15 protein-coding genes are annotated in these 16692 nt (G+C 32.4%); 7 read left to right on the top strand and 8 right to left on the bottom strand.

Going from position 1 to position 16692, the window contains the following annotated elements; all coding sequences use genetic code 11:
* Positions 1-41 precede the first annotated feature (41 nt).
* A complete protein-coding gene (locus tag GIY83_RS15555; protein ID WP_194618621.1) occupies positions 42-1955 on the top strand; it encodes an ABC-F family ATP-binding cassette domain-containing protein in 1914 nt (637 codons plus the stop codon).
* A gap of 360 nt (positions 1956-2315) precedes the next feature.
* On the opposite strand, the gene GIY83_RS15550 is transcribed toward GIY83_RS15555, so the two are convergent.
* A complete protein-coding gene (locus tag GIY83_RS15550) occupies positions 2316-3275 on the bottom strand; it encodes an App1 family protein (protein WP_208682409.1) in 960 nt (319 codons plus the stop codon).
* A 66-nt stretch (positions 3276-3341) separates the two neighbouring features.
* Between GIY83_RS15550 and GIY83_RS15545 the strand changes: the two genes are divergently transcribed.
* On the top strand, positions 3342-4211 hold the full coding sequence (locus tag GIY83_RS15545) for a diacylglycerol kinase family protein (protein WP_208682408.1): 870 nt from the start codon (positions 3342-3344) through the stop codon (positions 4209-4211).
* A 76-nt stretch (positions 4212-4287) separates the two neighbouring features.
* Here GIY83_RS15545 and GIY83_RS15540 read toward each other — a convergent pair whose 3' ends face one another.
* Together GIY83_RS15540 and GIY83_RS15535 are read right to left on the bottom strand one after the other, a co-directional pair.
* Entirely contained in the window at positions 4288-5433 is a 1146-nt protein-coding gene (locus tag GIY83_RS15540) for a GNAT family N-acetyltransferase (protein WP_194618615.1), read from the bottom strand.
* Between the two features lie 118 nt (positions 5434-5551).
* Complete coding sequence (locus GIY83_RS15535; RefSeq protein WP_208682406.1) at positions 5552-6040, bottom strand: DUF1761 domain-containing protein; 489 nt, start codon at positions 6038-6040, stop codon at positions 5552-5554.
* A gap of 232 nt (positions 6041-6272) precedes the next feature.
* Between GIY83_RS15535 and GIY83_RS15530 the strand changes: the two genes are divergently transcribed.
* The gene (locus GIY83_RS15530; RefSeq protein ID WP_194618613.1) at positions 6273-6578 is read left to right on the top strand and encodes a hypothetical protein; all 306 of its coding nucleotides are present in this window, start codon (positions 6273-6275) and stop codon (positions 6576-6578) included.
* A 98-nt stretch (positions 6579-6676) separates the two neighbouring features.
* Positions 6677-7408, top strand: coding sequence for a bifunctional 2-polyprenyl-6-hydroxyphenol methylase/3-demethylubiquinol 3-O-methyltransferase UbiG (locus tag GIY83_RS15525; protein ID WP_208682404.1), 732 nt, complete (start codon positions 6677-6679; stop codon positions 7406-7408).
* A 111-nt stretch (positions 7409-7519) separates the two neighbouring features.
* Here GIY83_RS15525 and GIY83_RS15520 read toward each other — a convergent pair whose 3' ends face one another.
* On the bottom strand, positions 7520-8500 hold the full coding sequence (locus GIY83_RS15520; RefSeq protein ID WP_208682402.1) for a phosphotransferase: 981 nt from the start codon (positions 8498-8500) through the stop codon (positions 7520-7522).
* Positions 8501-8801: 301 nt separating this feature from the next.
* Here GIY83_RS15520 and GIY83_RS15515 point away from each other — a divergent pair, with 301 nt between their 5' ends.
* Positions 8802-10742 carry an oleate hydratase gene (locus tag GIY83_RS15515; RefSeq protein ID WP_208682400.1) on the top strand — a complete coding sequence of 647 codons (1941 nt, stop codon included), beginning with the start codon at positions 8802-8804 and terminating at the stop codon, positions 10740-10742.
* 215 nt (positions 10743-10957) lie between these two features.
* The gene (locus tag GIY83_RS15510) at positions 10958-11839 is read left to right on the top strand and encodes an AraC family transcriptional regulator (protein WP_208682398.1); all 882 of its coding nucleotides are present in this window, start codon (positions 10958-10960) and stop codon (positions 11837-11839) included.
* Between the two features lie 298 nt (positions 11840-12137).
* Here GIY83_RS15510 and GIY83_RS15505 read toward each other — a convergent pair whose 3' ends face one another.
* Positions 12138-13232, bottom strand: a complete 1095-nt coding sequence (locus tag GIY83_RS15505; protein ID WP_208682396.1) for an exopolyphosphatase — start codon at positions 13230-13232, stop codon at positions 12138-12140.
* 418 nt (positions 13233-13650) lie between these two features.
* Here GIY83_RS15505 and GIY83_RS15500 point away from each other — a divergent pair, with 418 nt between their 5' ends.
* The gene (locus tag GIY83_RS15500; protein WP_194618598.1) at positions 13651-13797 is read left to right on the top strand and encodes a hypothetical protein; all 147 of its coding nucleotides are present in this window, start codon (positions 13651-13653) and stop codon (positions 13795-13797) included.
* Between the two features lie 81 nt (positions 13798-13878).
* Here GIY83_RS15500 and GIY83_RS15495 read toward each other — a convergent pair whose 3' ends face one another.
* The 3 genes from GIY83_RS15495 to GIY83_RS15485 form a co-directional block, all read right to left on the bottom strand.
* Complete coding sequence (locus GIY83_RS15495; protein ID WP_208682394.1) at positions 13879-14433, bottom strand: porin family protein; 555 nt, start codon at positions 14431-14433, stop codon at positions 13879-13881.
* 290 nt (positions 14434-14723) lie between these two features.
* Complete coding sequence (locus tag GIY83_RS15490; protein ID WP_229029117.1) at positions 14724-15197, bottom strand: DUF3575 domain-containing protein; 474 nt, start codon at positions 15195-15197, stop codon at positions 14724-14726.
* A 149-nt stretch (positions 15198-15346) separates the two neighbouring features.
* Positions 15347-16483, bottom strand: coding sequence for an AraC family transcriptional regulator (locus GIY83_RS15485; RefSeq protein ID WP_208682392.1), 1137 nt, complete (start codon positions 16481-16483; stop codon positions 15347-15349).
* Positions 16484-16692: the final 209 nt, after the last annotated feature.

Genomic DNA, 16692 nt, shown 5'->3' with positions numbered 1-16692 from the left:
GTGTAAATTTACACAATCAATTAGTTATAAAATAACATTACATGCTTAATATACATAATTTATCGGTTTCTTTTGGTGGTACTTATTTATTCGAAGAGGTAACTTTTCGTTTAGGTGCAGGAGATCGTGTTGGACTTGTCGGGAAAAATGGTGCAGGAAAATCTACTATGCTTAAAATGCTAGCAGGAGATTTTGCTCCTGACTCGGGAGTTATTTCTCAGGAGAAAGATATCAGAATGGGTTTCTTGCGTCAGGATATCGATTTTGAGCAAGGACGAACTGTTCTTGAAGAAGCTTATGAAGCTTTTACAGAGATAAAAATTGTTGAAAAAAAACTAGAACAAATCAATCATCAATTGGTTACCAGAACCGATTATGAAAGCGAAGAATACAGCCAGATCATCGAAGATTTATCGGATTATACACATCGTTTTGAACTTCTTGGAGGTTATAATTATGTGGGAGATACAGAGAAAATCCTTTTAGGATTAGGTTTTAAAAGAGAAGTTTTTAATAATCAAACCGAAACATTCTCAGGAGGTTGGAGAATGCGCATCGAGCTGGCTAAACTACTATTACAATCTAATGATGTTTTGCTTCTGGATGAGCCTACCAATCACCTTGATATAGAGAGTATCATTTGGTTAGAAGGTTTTCTTCGTAATTATCCCGGAGTTGTGGTAATTGTTTCGCACGATAAAATGTTCCTTGATAATGTTACCAATCGTACGATCGAAATTTCGTTAGGAAAGGCCTACGATTTCAATAAACCTTATTCTCAATATTTAGAATTACGTCATGAAATTCGCGAGAAGCAATTAGCGACTCAAAAAAATCAGGCAAAGAAAATTGAAGAAACAGAAAAATTAATCGAGAAATTCCGTGCAAAAGCCTCAAAAGCTTCAATGGCACAATCGTTGATTAAAAAATTAGATAAAGTAGAGCGAATCGAAGTTGATGAGGATGACAATTCTGTTATGAATATATCTTTTCCCGTTTCAAAAGAACCAGGAAGAGTAGTAGTAGAAGCCGAAAATGTTACAAAAGCGTACGGAGATAAGGTTATTTTAAAAGATATTGATTTGCTGGTAGAACGCGGAAGCAAAATTGCTTTTGTTGGGCAAAACGGACAAGGGAAATCGACTTTTATTAAAGCCATTGTAAACGAATTCGAATATCAGGGAAACATCAAATTAGGACACAATGTACAATTAGGTTATTTTGCTCAAAATCAGGCCGAATACCTGGATGGTGAAATTACATTGCTTCAAACTATGGAAGATGCCGCAATGGACACCAACCGATCCAAAGTGCGTGATATGTTAGGTTCATTTCTATTCCGTGGCGATGATGTAGAGAAAAAAGTAAAAGTACTTTCAGGAGGAGAGCGTAACCGTTTGGCACTTTGTAAGTTACTGTTGCAGCCTATCAACGTATTGCTGATGGATGAGCCTACCAATCACTTAGATATTAAATCTAAAAACGTTCTAAAAGCAGCACTTCAAAAATTTGGAGGAACTTTATTATTGGTTTCTCACGATAGAGATTTCCTGCAAGGAATGTCAAATATCGTTTACGAATTCAAAGATCAAAAGATAAAAGAATATTTAGGAGACATCAATTATTTCTTAGAACAACGTAATCTCGAAAACATGCGTGAAGTCGAGAAAAAAGATGTGGCAAAAGCCGCTGCTCCTAAAGAAAGCAATAAAACATCCTATGAAGATCAGAAGAAAGGTAAAGCATTACAAAATAAATTAAGCAAAGTCGAGAGTCAGATCAAACAATTAGAGAAAGACATTCAGCACGACGATAAATTGCTGCTTTCTAATTATGACAAACATATCGAGGATGCTTCTTTTTTCACCGCATACAACAAAAAGAAAAAAGATCTGGATCAGCTACTTCTGGACTGGGAAATCGTTCAGGAAGAGATTGATAATTTTAATGCTTAGTGTAGTTTTTAGTCACAGTCACAGTTTTAATAGCCTTTGTTGAAGTTTTTAAGCTTTGACAAAGGTTTTTTTATTGTTTTCAGGAGCTAATCCAGCTTTGCGTTTCAAGTCCTCACAAAAAAAACACTAATTTTCTAAGCCATAAATAGTGTTTCTTTGGGTCGCTTTTTTTTCAACAAGAAATGCAATTTTTTTTGCTCGGGGCTTTCCACTTCAATCTGGGCTAGGACTAGCAGTATTCAGTCACAGTATTGAGTTTTAGATTTATTTAGTTTTCAGCTTAAGAATTTTTCGTAATGACAAAAACAAGAATAAAATCTGCGAAAACCAGTTAAAACCCTTATCATCCGTGTGCCAACCTTAAATAAGCCCAATGCTTTTAGAATGCATAATTGCTTCGCTGCTATTTTTATAATAACAAACAGAAACCTCTAAAGCCTCTAGATTTTTCATTATTTTTTTAGTCGATTCTTTCTGGTGTTTACCAGTTTGCCTGATATAAACCGCTTTTACGGTAACAGGAAATATTTTGCAGATTCTTTCATATAAAACAGGATCATGTTGTGAATCATCACCTAACAGAACATATTTAAGATTAGGGTAAAATTCCAGAACGTGTTTTATTTTATCAAATTTATGATCGTGATTTCCGCGTCCGCTCATAAAAAAGTCGGTGATGCCTCGTCTGATATCTTTTAGTAGAATTACTGCCCTTGGCAGATTGTGTATTTTAGTGAATTTTACAATAAAACGATACAAATTCCATTCGCTGCTTGAAACATAGAAAAAAGCATTTTCTTCTTCTTTATTATTTCTTCCAGCCGAACTCAAAGCCTGGTAATGCGGTACAACATCTGTAAATACCTTACGGTCATTTACGTTTTTGAATAAAAGAATATATATTTTTTTAAAGAAATTCTGGGTATGCGAGATCAAAAAAGTATCATCAATATCCGATATAATTCCCAGTTTTCCTTTGTGAGGTCTTATGAAACTGCCTTTTTCGGTTATGGTTTCATTTTCATCTTTAATGCTCACTTCATATTCCATCCAACCAAAATTGGTTTGAGTTTCAAGGGGAATGCAAAACTTAAAATAACCGTCATCCAATGTTTTGGTATGAATCTCCTGATTACCGCACTTTAGATAAATATCAAAATTTTCAAGCGTTTTTATCCTAAACTGATTGATAATTGAACGTGCATTTTTTAAGTTTTTCTTCTGAAAATCATAATCATACGTTCTTTTAAAAACATGGCCCATTACAATTAATTCTTCTTCATTGGCATAACCTCGATATAATTGTAAAATTGGTTTCATTAATTGCGTATATTTATAGATGGATGCTGTAAATTAATTATTTTAATTGACTTTAAAAATAAAACTTTGAAAAAGAATATCATATTTGTTGTAAACCCTATTTCCGGAGACCTTGATAAATCAGATTTGATTCAGGCTGTGCAGGAATTTGCAACTACGAATAATTTTGACCTGGAAGTTTACGAAACTACAGGTAAAACAGACCAAAAAGCAATACAATCACTTTATAATCAATTACAACCGGAGCGAATTATAGTAGCTGGCGGTGACGGAACTATAAAAATGGTTGCCGAAGCAGTAGAACAATATGATGTCATTATTGGTATTTTACCCGCTGGTTCAGCAAACGGTTTATCTGTAGATCTTAATTTGCCCACTACAATCGAGGAGAACCTGAAAATTGCCTTTTTAAGCCGTTATATCGAAATGGACATGATTTGCATCAATGGTAAAAAAAGTATCCATTTAAGCGATATTGGTCTTAATGCCGATTTGGTAAAAAACTACGAACAAAGTAATCTCAGGGGAATTTGGGGATACGCCTTACAGGCCTACAATACTCTTGTGGATTCCAGCGAACCATTTGTTGCCACAATTACGGCAAATAAAGAAACAATTGAGCATACGGCAAGAATGATTGTAATAGCCAATTCTAAAAAGTACGGAACCGGCGTAACAATTAATCCAAATGGTGCAATGAACGACGGAAGATTTGAATTGGTTATCTTGAAAAGTCTTGATTTATTATTACTCGGAAAAATCATTACCGGAAATATGCCAATCGATTCTGATGATATTGTGATTATTTCGACAGACAAAGCGACTATAAAAACAAATTATCCGGTTAATTTTCAGATCGATGGAGAGTATTGTGGAGCGCAGACTTCGTTAGATATTCATATTTTGCACAAACAAATGAAAATTGCGGTGCCATAGTTCATAGAAAATTAGACAGCAATATATAATAGCTCGGTAGGAGCGATATTGAGTTTCTCTATTTGTAAAAAGCTATTTATTTAAAAGGATTTCGTTCCTGCCAGTCTGTTTTAGGTTCCAGATAATTAAACAATTTGGCAATGTTATGATTGATCAAAGCATTGCTATGTGTAATTAATCCGTACATTTTTAGGGGTTTTGCGCCTACAGAACTTTTAATTTCTAGAGCTGTACGGGCAAAAACAATTTCAGAGAATCCCTGATTGATAGAATAAGCAATCATGTCATATAACATGTTTAGGTACAACATTCTTTCGCGTTGAATGCTTTCGTCGTAACCTAAAAAGTAGGTGTCCATCACATTTCCGTTTTTAATCAGGGTATTGAAACCTATTAGTTTTTCGTCTAGGAAATAGCCATAAAACAAAAAGTCATCTTTCATGATTTCTTTAAAAAAACTAAAGTGATTTCGCGCTAAGAAAAAAGTATTAAAAGGCGCATTCTTGGCCACATGAAAGTACAAATCATAAATAACATCTTCGTACTTTTTAATATCAGCTAAAGACATTCTTTGCTTTCTTATTGCGTCAGCTTTTTTTCGGGCGCGTTTGTATTGGTCGCGATATTTTTTTGACAAAGCATCAATATAATCCTGTTCAGTTGTCCAGTTTTTATTGATTTCAAAAATCATATTGGGCTGGGTCGAAAACGTATAGTTGTTCTTAAATTCAGCCTGCAAAGGTTCGATCTCTGCTGCGGTAAAATCTTTTATACTGGTAATGTGCACTTTTTTCCCACTCGCTTTCAGGTCTTTTTTAAGCTGATTGATTGCTTTATGAAGCGTTTTAATGGCTTTAAGTTGCTTTACGTTTTTGTCGAAAGCAAAAGCGTTTTGTCCGGTAAGCATATTATTGCCCACGAATAATACATGCGATGCAAAATTTTTGAAAGCAAAATTACGTACCGAAGTTTTCAGGCATTGATCACGTTCTCCAAAAGAATCCAGTTTTTCTGCAAATAAAAATTGGGTCAGGACAATCCCGGCTAATTTATCTTCGTTGAAAATTCCAATAAAATGACAAATCATATTTACCGGAGAAGAATTTTCCAGTACTTCGAGATATTCTCTGGTCAAAAAAATATTATCTACAGCCAGCGAATTCCATTCTAAAGGCAATGATGATGTGCTATTGTAGATTTTAAAAGAATATGTTGTATTCAAAAGAGTGCGCTAATTTTTTCAAAATTAGGTAATATTTATAATAACTCATCTGGTTTAAGTTATTATTAAGAAAAACCCGTTTGAATTGTAATTTCCGAACGGGTTTCTGTTTTTGTCATTATGCATATGCACATATAATTCCGCCCATAAGTGTTAGGGTTAAAATCCAGTATCCTGAATTGATAAAAATGTATTTCCAGGATTTTCTTTCGAATAAACCATTAATAGCCAACATTGGAAAAGCAAAAAACAACCCCGATATAAAACCATGAAGCGCTCCGTGCTTAAAAGTGCGATAGGCAGTTCCGTAATCGGCCATAAAAGCCGCGAATGAAGGTTTTGCAGTTTCTATTAAAGGAGGTCCGCCCACCATACCTACAGCTCCGGACTGGTGAATTGCCAGTGCTGAGATAATCATGGTCATCATTAAAGAAAAGATGTAGGTGAGTCCGAAAATTTTAATCATATTTCCGTTTTTCAGGGCTTCAGGCGTTAGTCCGGCCTCTCGCATCCAGACAGTTCCGAATACTTTAGGATTATACCAGATAAAACCGGTAACAAGAGTAATTAATGCCGAAATAAAAAAGGGTAAGAAATTCATTTCCATAAGATTAGGTTTTTAGATTAGTTGCTCAAATTTAAGCAAAAATAAAAGACGAAAGCCTCTGAAATTCTTTCATTCTTTTAGAGTGGAGATCTGTTAATTCTCATCAGAAAAAAATAATATATAATTAAGATCGTATTTTTTAAGAATTTGCTTTTTTTTCATAACTTTAATTCATCAATTTGCATAATCAAATAAAATGATAAAAATATTCTAACCTTTTAATAGCAAAATTATGGTAGTACAATATCAAGGTGAACAACACGGAAAAGCAACAACATTTACGATAAGAATTATAGGGAACAATTTGTCTAAAAGCAGTTCTAATTATCAAATCGATTTATTGGTAGGAGATAAAAAATTGCCAACATTTACAACGGCAATTCATCAAAGTTTATCGAATTGTCTTAAAGAGATTTACTTGTTTAGAAAACATAACGGAATAAAATTCGATGCTTCTTCAGAGAAAGTAGCAACGCCTTTAGTGCCTTACGATCAGGTTTTATACAACTATAACAAAGGAGCTTTATTTATGGCATAAGCTGCTTAGATATAGTATACTATTTAAAAGATTGTTCATTGAGCAATCTTTTTTATTTAGCATAAGTTTAAACTTTTAATGAAAAAAAGAGATAGGAAATGAAACAGAATATTTATGATGATATAGATTTTTTCGAAAGTTATGGCAAAATGCCGCGTTCGTTTGATGGTTTAAACTCAGCTGGCGAATGGCATGTATTAAAAAATATGTTACCGGATTTTAAAGGAAAAAGTGTTTTGGATCTTGGCTGTGGTTATGGCTGGCATTGTATATATGCAAAAGAACAGGCAGCGGAGAGTGTTATTGGAATCGATTTATCGCAGAAAATGATTGATAAAGCGAAAGAAAATTCAAAAAATCTCTCAATCGATTATTATCAAATGCCTGTTGAAGATATTGATTTTAAGGATGAACAGTTTGATGTTGTTTTTAGTTCACTTACTTTTCATTATATAGAAAATCTGGAAACTGTTTTTAGCAAAATAAACCGATTTTTAAAGAAAGGCGGAAGTTTTGTTTTCTCAATGGAACATCCTGTTTTTACTTCAAGAGCCCAACAAGATTGGTCTACGAACGAGGAAGGAAGCAGGTTACATTGGCCGGTTGACAATTACCAAGACGAAGGAATCAGGCAAACAAATTTTCTGGGCCATAAAGTAATTAAATATCATCGAACGCTTGCCAGTATTATAAATACCGTCATTGATTCTGGTTTTAGTATTCAACAAATATCAGAGCCTAAACCATCAGAGGAAATTATTGAAAAATATGCTGAGATGAAAGACGAACTGAGAAGACCAATTTTTATTATGATTTCGGCTTTAAAATAGTATTAATCCTGATACCTGAGATAACAGATTACTTGCGATATTATTAGCTAAAAGTTTAATTATACTATTTGAATCTTTTTAATGCTGCTTATCACTTTAAGGCGTTTTATTTTAAATTACTTTTTCATAGTAATCTTTGATCAAAACAGAAATAAAACGCTTTAAATAGACTTCATTCAAAAAGGTGTTTGACCAATTTTCAAACCTGTTGCATTGAACTCCTAAATAAAAATAGTACATGCAAACACCCAAAATTGGAATTAGATGTTTCTCTTCATCGCTGATTTTTTCTATCGTCTCATAACCTTTATAAAATGCATTTATTTTTGTATTTCTTTCGATATCGTCTTTTTCAGTACTGTGCAATTGCAAAATGTAATAGGCAATGTCTAAGCAAAGCCAGCCATTTCCGCAAAAGTCAAAATCAAATAGTGTGACTTTATTATCATCAGAAATATTCAAATTATCAAACCATACATCCATATGCACGATTCCTGTTCGTAATAATTTGTTGTTGGCATTTAGTAATTCCTTTTCCAGAATGAATCGGGTCGAAGTAAGAAATTGCATCTCTTCGGTATCATCAGGGAGAAAAGGTTTGATATAATTCAGGGATTGATTTAATAAAATTTCTGGCGAATAGGTAATTCTGTTAAGCTCTAATCCTTTGGTTTGCTTATGAATTTTAGCCATTAGCGTTCCAATTTCAAAATGAATATCCTCGCTAAAGTTTAAAACTTTATTTCCTTTAGCAAAAGAGAACAAAACAGCAAAACGCAACCCTTCCGGAGCATTTATAGAGTTAATTAGATTATCTGAACGATCTGAAATTGGATATGAAACCGCAATATCATTTTGTTTTAAAAGCTGTAACAATTTTAATTCTTCTACAATTTCTTCTCTGGTTCGCCAGTTGTAGCTATAAAGTCTAAAGATAAATGTATTGTTATCGCTATCAATACGATACGTGTGATTGATTCCTGCTTTTAACAATCGGCAAGTTGTATTTGGGGATAATACATATTTTTCGCAAACAAAATCTGCAATGTCTGACAAAGAAATTATAGAGCTAATTACAGAGAAGGTTTTCATTTGATCGTGCTTAGATTGTTTTTGAGTGTATAAAATTCAAAAGTAAGCAGATTTATTTTTGCAACAAAAAGATTTCTATATTGGATCGCCAACAAAAACGATTATTTAATTAGGTTTAAATAATCACTTAATAACTAAAAAAGTACTCTGCTTTTTATTGATTTTTAGAGATTTTAAAGGATTTAATCGTTTAGTTTTCAATAATCAAAACGGAATTTAGGGATAGCAATAATGAATTTCGGGATGCAGATTATCTTACAGGTACTGCTAACTTTGAGTAAATCAAAAAAATAGATTAGTTATGAATTCTACGACTTCAAAATTCGAAAAATTATTACATGGTTCTAAAGAATATGGAAATGTGAACCACCAACCCGACTCAAGTAAAGAGATTCAAATTAACACACCTGAAAAAACAATGCCTTTTTCAGACCAAATTGGAAATTATCAGCGTAATAAAGCCATTCCGTCAAAATCGTACAAAGACAGTAAAATTTATATTGTAGGAAGTGGTATCGCCGGAATGGCAGCTGCTTATTATTTTATTCGCGATGGTCATATTCCGGGCGAGAATATTATTTTTCTGGATCAGTTGCACGTAGATGGCGGATCGTTGGATGGCGCCGGAAATACAACTGATGGTTATATTATTCGTGGGGGACGCGAGATGGATATGACCTACGAAAACCTTTGGGATATTTTTCAGGATATTCCGGCTCTGGAGTTGCCTGAACCTTATAGTGTATTAGACGAATACCGTTTGGTAAATGATAATGATCCTAATTACTCAAAAGCGAGATTAATTCATAAAAATGGACAAATTAAAGACTTTAGTAAATTTGGACTGGACAAAAAAGACCAACTTGCTATTATAAAATTGTTGCTTAAGAAAAAAGAAGATTTAGACGATATTACCATCGAGGGTTATTTTAGTAAATCTTTTCTGGAAAGTAATTTTTGGTTTTTCTGGCGAACTATGTTTGCTTTCGAAAACTGGCATAGTTTACTAGAATGTAAATTATACATGCACCGTTTTCTACACGCAATAGACGGAATGAAGGATCTTTCTTGTTTGGTGTTTCCGAAATACAATCAGTATGACACTTTTGTTACGCCTCTTAGAAAATTTCTTCAGAGCAAAGGTGTGCAAATCGATCTTAACACACTTGTGAAAGATTTAGATATTCATAGTGATATAAATGGCAAAGTAGTCGAAGCGATCATTATTGAAAAAGATGGTAAAGAAGAAAGAATTCCTGTAGGTAAAGAAAATTATGTAATTGCCACAACTGGTTCAATGACTGAAGATACTTTTTACGGCGATAACAAAACGGCTCCGGCTATTGATTTAAACAAAAATAATAGCGGGCAAAGTGCAGGATGGACATTATGGAAAAACCTGGCAGCGAAGTCACCTGTTTTTGGAAAACCTGAAAAATTCTGTGGAAACATAGAGAAATCTTCCTGGGAATCTGCTACACTTACTTGTAAACCTTCTGCTTTTACAGAGAAAGTAAGAGAGTTGTGTGTAAACGATCCTTATTCAGGTAAAACAGCAACAGGAGGAATTGTTACTATAAGCGATTCAAACTGGTTAATGAGCTTTACCTGTAACAGACAGCCGCACTTTCCTGATCAGCCAGATGATATTTTAGTGATTTGGGTATATGCCCTTTTTATGGATAAAGAAGGCGATTATATCAAAAAAACAATGCCACAATGTACTGGTGATGAAATTCTGGCTGAATTAGCTTATCATTTAGGGATTATTGATCAACTGGATAATATTGTCGAAAATACAATTGTTCGTATTTCATTTATGCCATACATCACCTCTATGTTTATGCCAAGAGCAAAGGGCGATCGCCCGCAAGTGGTTCCCGAAGGTTGTAAAAACTTAGGTTTAGTAGGACAATTTGTAGAAACCAATAATGATATTGTATTTACAATGGAAAGTTCTGTACGAACTGCGAGAATAGCCGTTTATGAATTATTGAATCTGAACAAACAAGTGCCGGACATTAATCCGTTGCAGTATGATCTTCGTCATTTGCTTAAAGCGGCACAATCGTTAAATGATTATGAGCCAATAGTAGGGGAGGGACTTTTAAGAAAATTTCTAAAAGGAACTTACTACGAACATCTTCTTGTAGAAAACGCAGAAGATTCGCAAGAACACGAATCCTTTTTTACAGAACAAATTAATAGATTAAAAGGTTGGATAGGAGGAATTAGAGATTAAAGATTTCTAATAAGATCTATTTATTCTTTACAGGATAATAATTTAGAAAAAAAATGACGCTAAGGCTATTTTGCTGTAGCGTCATTTTTATATTAATTAACGGTCACTTTTTTCTTAAATCATCAGATTTTATAAGGGATTATCTCGAATTATTGCTTATTTTTATACGTAAATTGGTTTTCCAGAATTAATAGTTTTAGCAATATTTACGCAGTATGGATCAACCTTACGATAAAATCAGCGATACATTAGCCTACTTTGAGGTTGATAATAATTTGCCCTATTATGTTTCTTCGGGCAAGAAACAAATAGATTATCCTCAGAAACCTTTCAGGATGGATTATTATTCGTTGTGTATTTGTACAGAAGGAAATATTGTTGTTTCAATCGATGGTCAACGGCATGCTGTAAGTCAATTTAGTTTATTATTGGCAAGACCCGCTACAATTATTGCGTTTCAGAATAATAGTGAAGACTTTAGAGTGAAATTACTTTTCTTTGAAAAAGAGTTTCTTCTTAAAAACATATCGGATCCTTTTATTATTGAGCGGCTTACATTTTTTAAAGACAGATCTTACGAGTTCATACATCTCAAGGAACAAGAAGCTAAAAAGTTGATTAAGCTAATGAAATACCTTGAAAATAAAATTAATGCCAATCTTAAATTTAAAGATGAAATTCTCAGGACGATAATCTTTAATTTGCTTCTGGAAACGGCTGAATTTTTGCCACAAGAAAAAACAGAAAATGACTTAGTTCTTAATAATCCCAAAGAAATTTATTTTCAGTTTCTTAAGCTGGTTATGGAAAATATAAGTCAGCATAAAGGAGTAAATTATTATGCTCAAAAACTTCATATCTCAAACAAATATCTGATTCAGATTGTAAAGAAAGCCGTAGATAAAACGCCTCACGAAATTATCGATGCACATTTATTAAAAGAAGCCGTAGTGTTGTTAGGAAATCCTGCAATCAATATAAGCGACATTGCTTATAGATTGCGTTTTAATTCCGTTTCAGCCTTTGGACGTTTTTTTAAGAAACATTCCGCTATTTCTCCTACTGATTATCGTCGTTTACAGAATTTGTCGCACTAGATTAAAATCTGAAACTTCTTTATTTGTTGAGATCATAGATTTAAATTTTATAAAATTGAATCTAACACAAGATTGTGTAAGAGAGAAAAGTCTTGCGATTTTGTTTTGATGTCCTACGTGAATGCAGCAAACGCAGAAGGAACACCACCAAATGCATAACATAGAAACGATCAAAGTTGTTTTACTAGTGATCGAGAATGCCTAGCAACTTATTATAATTATAAAAGGGTTGTCTCAATGTTTATTTGAGACAACCCTTTTTTTTGCTTTAATCTATAAAAGAAGTAAAACTGATATTTTAGAAATTAGTATTAATTTTCTTAGAACGGTCTGCAATGTATGACATAAGCCAGGTTACTTGTCCGTCTTTTACAAAATATATTTTCTTTGTCGCTACGTTAGGAATACTTTCAAGGCAGTTTGAAAGAATGTTGTTTGCAGAAATAAGGTATTTCTGGTCGTATGTTTTTAAAACTCTGTCTACTTCTGCATTGGTTTTAGAGAGATTACTGAACTTGCTGAAGTTATTTTTCAGGATCGCGTCATAATTAATAACATCTTCTAAGCTGAAAGGAATATAGTGATCTTTTAAGTTTTCATTATAATATAAAGTTGCAAAAGCCCATACAGCTCCTCCTGATAAATAGATTTTTTCCTTTTTTAATATAAGAGGATTTGCATCAAGCATTTCTTTGATTTTTTTACGCAAAACGGTATTAAAGTCAAAAGATTTTTCCTGATATGTCGACATATCATTGGCCTGACTTGGATTTACAACCGTCTTTTTTACTGCATCGGTAAGTGTCATTGTACCAAAATCAAGTTCTAGAGCAATGAACTCTAATTTGTTATCATCAATTTCATCAATGTATCCCCCTTTAGTAGTTTGAGCACCAATGTCTAATAATATTGCGTTAGAATAATCAACAGGAGGTATAGCACCTTTAACTAACATTTTAGCTTCCTCGTCAACGTTGATGATGTCAAAAGTTTTGTTGGTAAGAGTCGAAATTTTATTTTTTAAAACGTCGATGTTGCGGGCAGAGGAGAAAACTGGAGAAGCAACTATAAATATATTTCCTTCAGAAATTTTAAAGTCAGCTCTTACTTTTCTTAATTGGTCAGCAACTATAATACTGGTTTTGTTGATGTCTTCCTGAGGTAATTCTCCAAAACTTGCAATATGATCAGCAAGGCTAATTCTGTCATTGGAAAAGTAAAGAATTTTATAATCTGCTTTCTTGATATTGTTGATTTCAAGAACAGAAGTTTTGATTGCTCTTCTTCCGATTTCAATTCCTACATATACATTTTTTTGCGAAAAGGAATTAATGGAAAAAAATAAGTTTAAAAGAATAAAAAATAAAATCTGGGGTTTGTTTTTTTTAAGCATTGTGTTGTGTAAGTATGATTATAAAAATTTGTTTTGGATGAAGACTTTAAGGTAATTTTGAGGTATTTGTGTGAAAGTCATAATTTTGTGCTGAAAATAAACGGTTTCAATATAAGATTGCAAATTTATAAAAACATTTACGAATACAAACTGCGTTGTAGAGAAAACATTTTAATTAATTTACTGTAATGTTTTCCAATTGTTATTTCTTTTAGAAAATGTTTTTTATTATACAAAATCAAAACAAATTTGTACTATTTTGAAAGGCATCGTATTATTTTGAAAGGTGTTTGTAAATCGAATGAGAATGTATGTTTTTTATACTTGTTTGAAATTCATTTACTTATGATTTATCCCATTATTTTGGCACAACATTTGACTTTACGCAGAAAAAAGTGGTGAATTAAAATGAAAAAATATGAAAGTAAATAAATCAAGAAAAAAAGACACGACGAAACTAGCATTCTCTAATAAATCGATTCGGGCAAAAGACAGAATCGTAAACTCAATAGTATTTACCGTAGTTTTTTGTATTGCTATTTTTATAATTTCCAGATTGGTTTAGGTTTTCTAAGCAATAAAAAAGCTCCAGATTTCTCTGAAGCTTTTGTTGTATTAAAGCGGTTTTTCTAAAACTTAATAAGTATTAGAAAAAGAAATAACCAACAGATAATTGAAATACACTGTTTTTATTTTTGCTGGAAGAACCCTCTACATTATTAATATCCGTTAGTCCCAGATTGTATCTTGCGCCAAAATTAAGTCCGTTGTCAAGTTTATAGCCTAAGCCAAAATTAACACCAAAATCAAAAGTGTTAAACGAATCTTTTACATTTGTCTTTTCATTTTTGGCCGCAAGTAAAAAACCTATTTGCGGTCCGGCTTCAAGGCTCAATCCTTTTGTTAAATAATATTTTCCCATTAAAGGAATGTTCAGATAACTTAAGGCAACTGTATTATCCTCGAAACTATATCCCTGACCGGAATACATTATTTCAGGTTGAAAAGAAAATTTCTCGGAAATGGGAATTTCTGATACAACACCAACATTAAACGATGTTACAACATCAATACCTTTGGTATTATCTCCGCTGATATTGGCAAAGTTTAGACCTCCTTTAGCACCAAATTTAATTTCTTGGGCATTAACATTTAAAAATCCTAAAACTGTAAGAACAGCTAGTAATAAAAAATTTTTCATAAAAATTTGTTTTGAATTATTGAGTCCAAAATTCATATAAGAAAAAGTAAAAAAGGTTTCAAAAGCTTAAAAATGGATAAAATGGCACCTATTTTGGCGGTGTTTTAACATTATTTAATGTTCTGACATGTTGTTTTTTTTTAAGCTTTATAAAAGGTCGTTTTGAAATACCCCTGAATTGTAATCTCTCAGCTTGCACGAGTTTCGCGCTTGTGAATACAAAATTGTTTCAGGATAATCGACAATAAAAAAAGCTCCAAATTTCTTTGAAGCTTTCTCAACGGCAAGCATTAAAATAGATATCCCACACTCAGTCCAAATTTTGCAACTATAGTATGATCTGTTTTATCTGCATTGACTATTATACCGCCATAACCAACATTTGATTCAAAAAGAAATCCGCTTTTACTGACCCATTTCCAGCCTCCGCCGGCACCGAGAGCAAAATTAATAACGTCGGGATTCTCGGTATATATTGAATGATCATCTGATGTGTATATTTTTTTACCATCTATTGAAGCCAGTATTCCAAATCCTTCAACAAACCAGCCTGATGCGTATTTTTTACCAAAATATCTTCTGTAATACGGAGATATTGAATAATTTAAATCCTTTTCATTTTTTGTATTGTCAAAAACATAATAAAAAGAAAGTCCTAATGACGAATTATTATTTAAATGTCTTTGGTAACCAACCTGAAAAGATTGCAATAAAGGAGCCAGTGCATTTAATTTCATTATTTTTCTGATAAGGATCAGTTTCATTTTGAGCATTGACACAATAAAAGGCAAACAAAATGATAAGTAGTAAATAGTTTTTTTTCATAAAAAGGAATTTGAATTATTTAAACGCAAAATTCACTTAAGAAGAAATAGAAAAGGTTTCAAAAACTCAGAAATGTATAAATTGGTACTTATTTGCTGGTGTTCTTATATTCATTTGGTGTCTGACCAGTAACTTTTTTAAAGGCTTTATAAAAAGTTGTTTTTGAAGTAAACCCAGATTCCAATCCCATCGTCAACAAATTATAGTTTTCATATTCAGAATTTGAAATCATTTCTTTGACCGCTTCAACTCGATAGTTATTGATGTAATTGGCAAAGTTGTCTCCTGTTATCGTGTTTATAATTTGTGAAACATATTCTGGGCTTATACCTAATTTTTCAGCCACTTTTTCTCTGTTTAATGTACTGTCTGTATAAATGTGCTGCTCTTTACAAAGATGTTCCAGTTTTTGAAAATAAAGATTATCTACTGTGATAGCTTCCCTATATTCTTCTGGTGTACTATTTTCTGCCATTTGCAGATTGCTATACGAAAGAGCTACATCTGTATTTAAAAAATTGAAAACTGCATCTTGGTCTTTGGCCAGTTTGTATTTGTAAATGCCTATGTAAGCTGTCCAGTGAATTATGAATGTTGCAGAAAGAGCCAGAACACTCATAGTAGAGGAAATATCTAAACCAAGCAATAACCCAACCAAATAGGTCGTAAGCCAAGTCAATAACAATAAATAAAGAATAGTTAATAAAGTAATTATCCATTTTTTTTCTTTAGAGTCTTTTAAATGCCTTATCATAAAATAAGAGTAAAGAGGTAGAAACGGGATGATGATAACGGCAAATAAAAGCTGAATTAGCATAAGTATATTGATTAGGAAAATACTTGAATCCGGGATTTTATAAATTCCTGCAACATTACTAAGATCGTATGTAATATGAACAATAGAGGAATAGGCAAACGGAATATAATACAAATAGTGCTTCTGCCTATTCCTTACAGTATCGTCAATCCGGTTTATAATGAACAGAAATATGAAAACGGGTAATAAAAATATCCACTCGATATCGTCTATAAAACGTAGAAAAGGATACGAAGTAAATGCACCTTCAATTTCAAAAACATAATTCAGTAAAACAATGGAAAGTGCAAATAGTAAGTATGCTAAATATTTATTTGAATTGCTATTGAATAGTGAAGACTTTAAAATGATCAAGCCTAAGACAATTCCTTGAAAAATCGCAATATTTATAAGTGCTGTATAGATCAATTTTTTACTGTAAAAGTTGTTTTTAAGATTTGTTTTGGGATATCATGGTAATGAGTCATTTTTTAAAACATAACTTATTTCATACGAATTGACAGAACGAATTTAGAATAATACTAATAACTTTCTTATTGGATTAAGAAATGATTAACTAAAAAGATTCGTTCTGAATCAGACATTGTTTTACAATCTAAATAAACGAAAAAAGCTCC

The organism is Flavobacterium sp. SLB02 (genome assembly GCF_009664855.1).
Lineage (GTDB): Bacteria > Bacteroidota > Bacteroidia > Flavobacteriales > Flavobacteriaceae > Flavobacterium.
The sequence above is the reverse complement of the archived record's forward strand: the minus strand, read 5'-3'. Positions and strand labels throughout refer to the sequence as shown.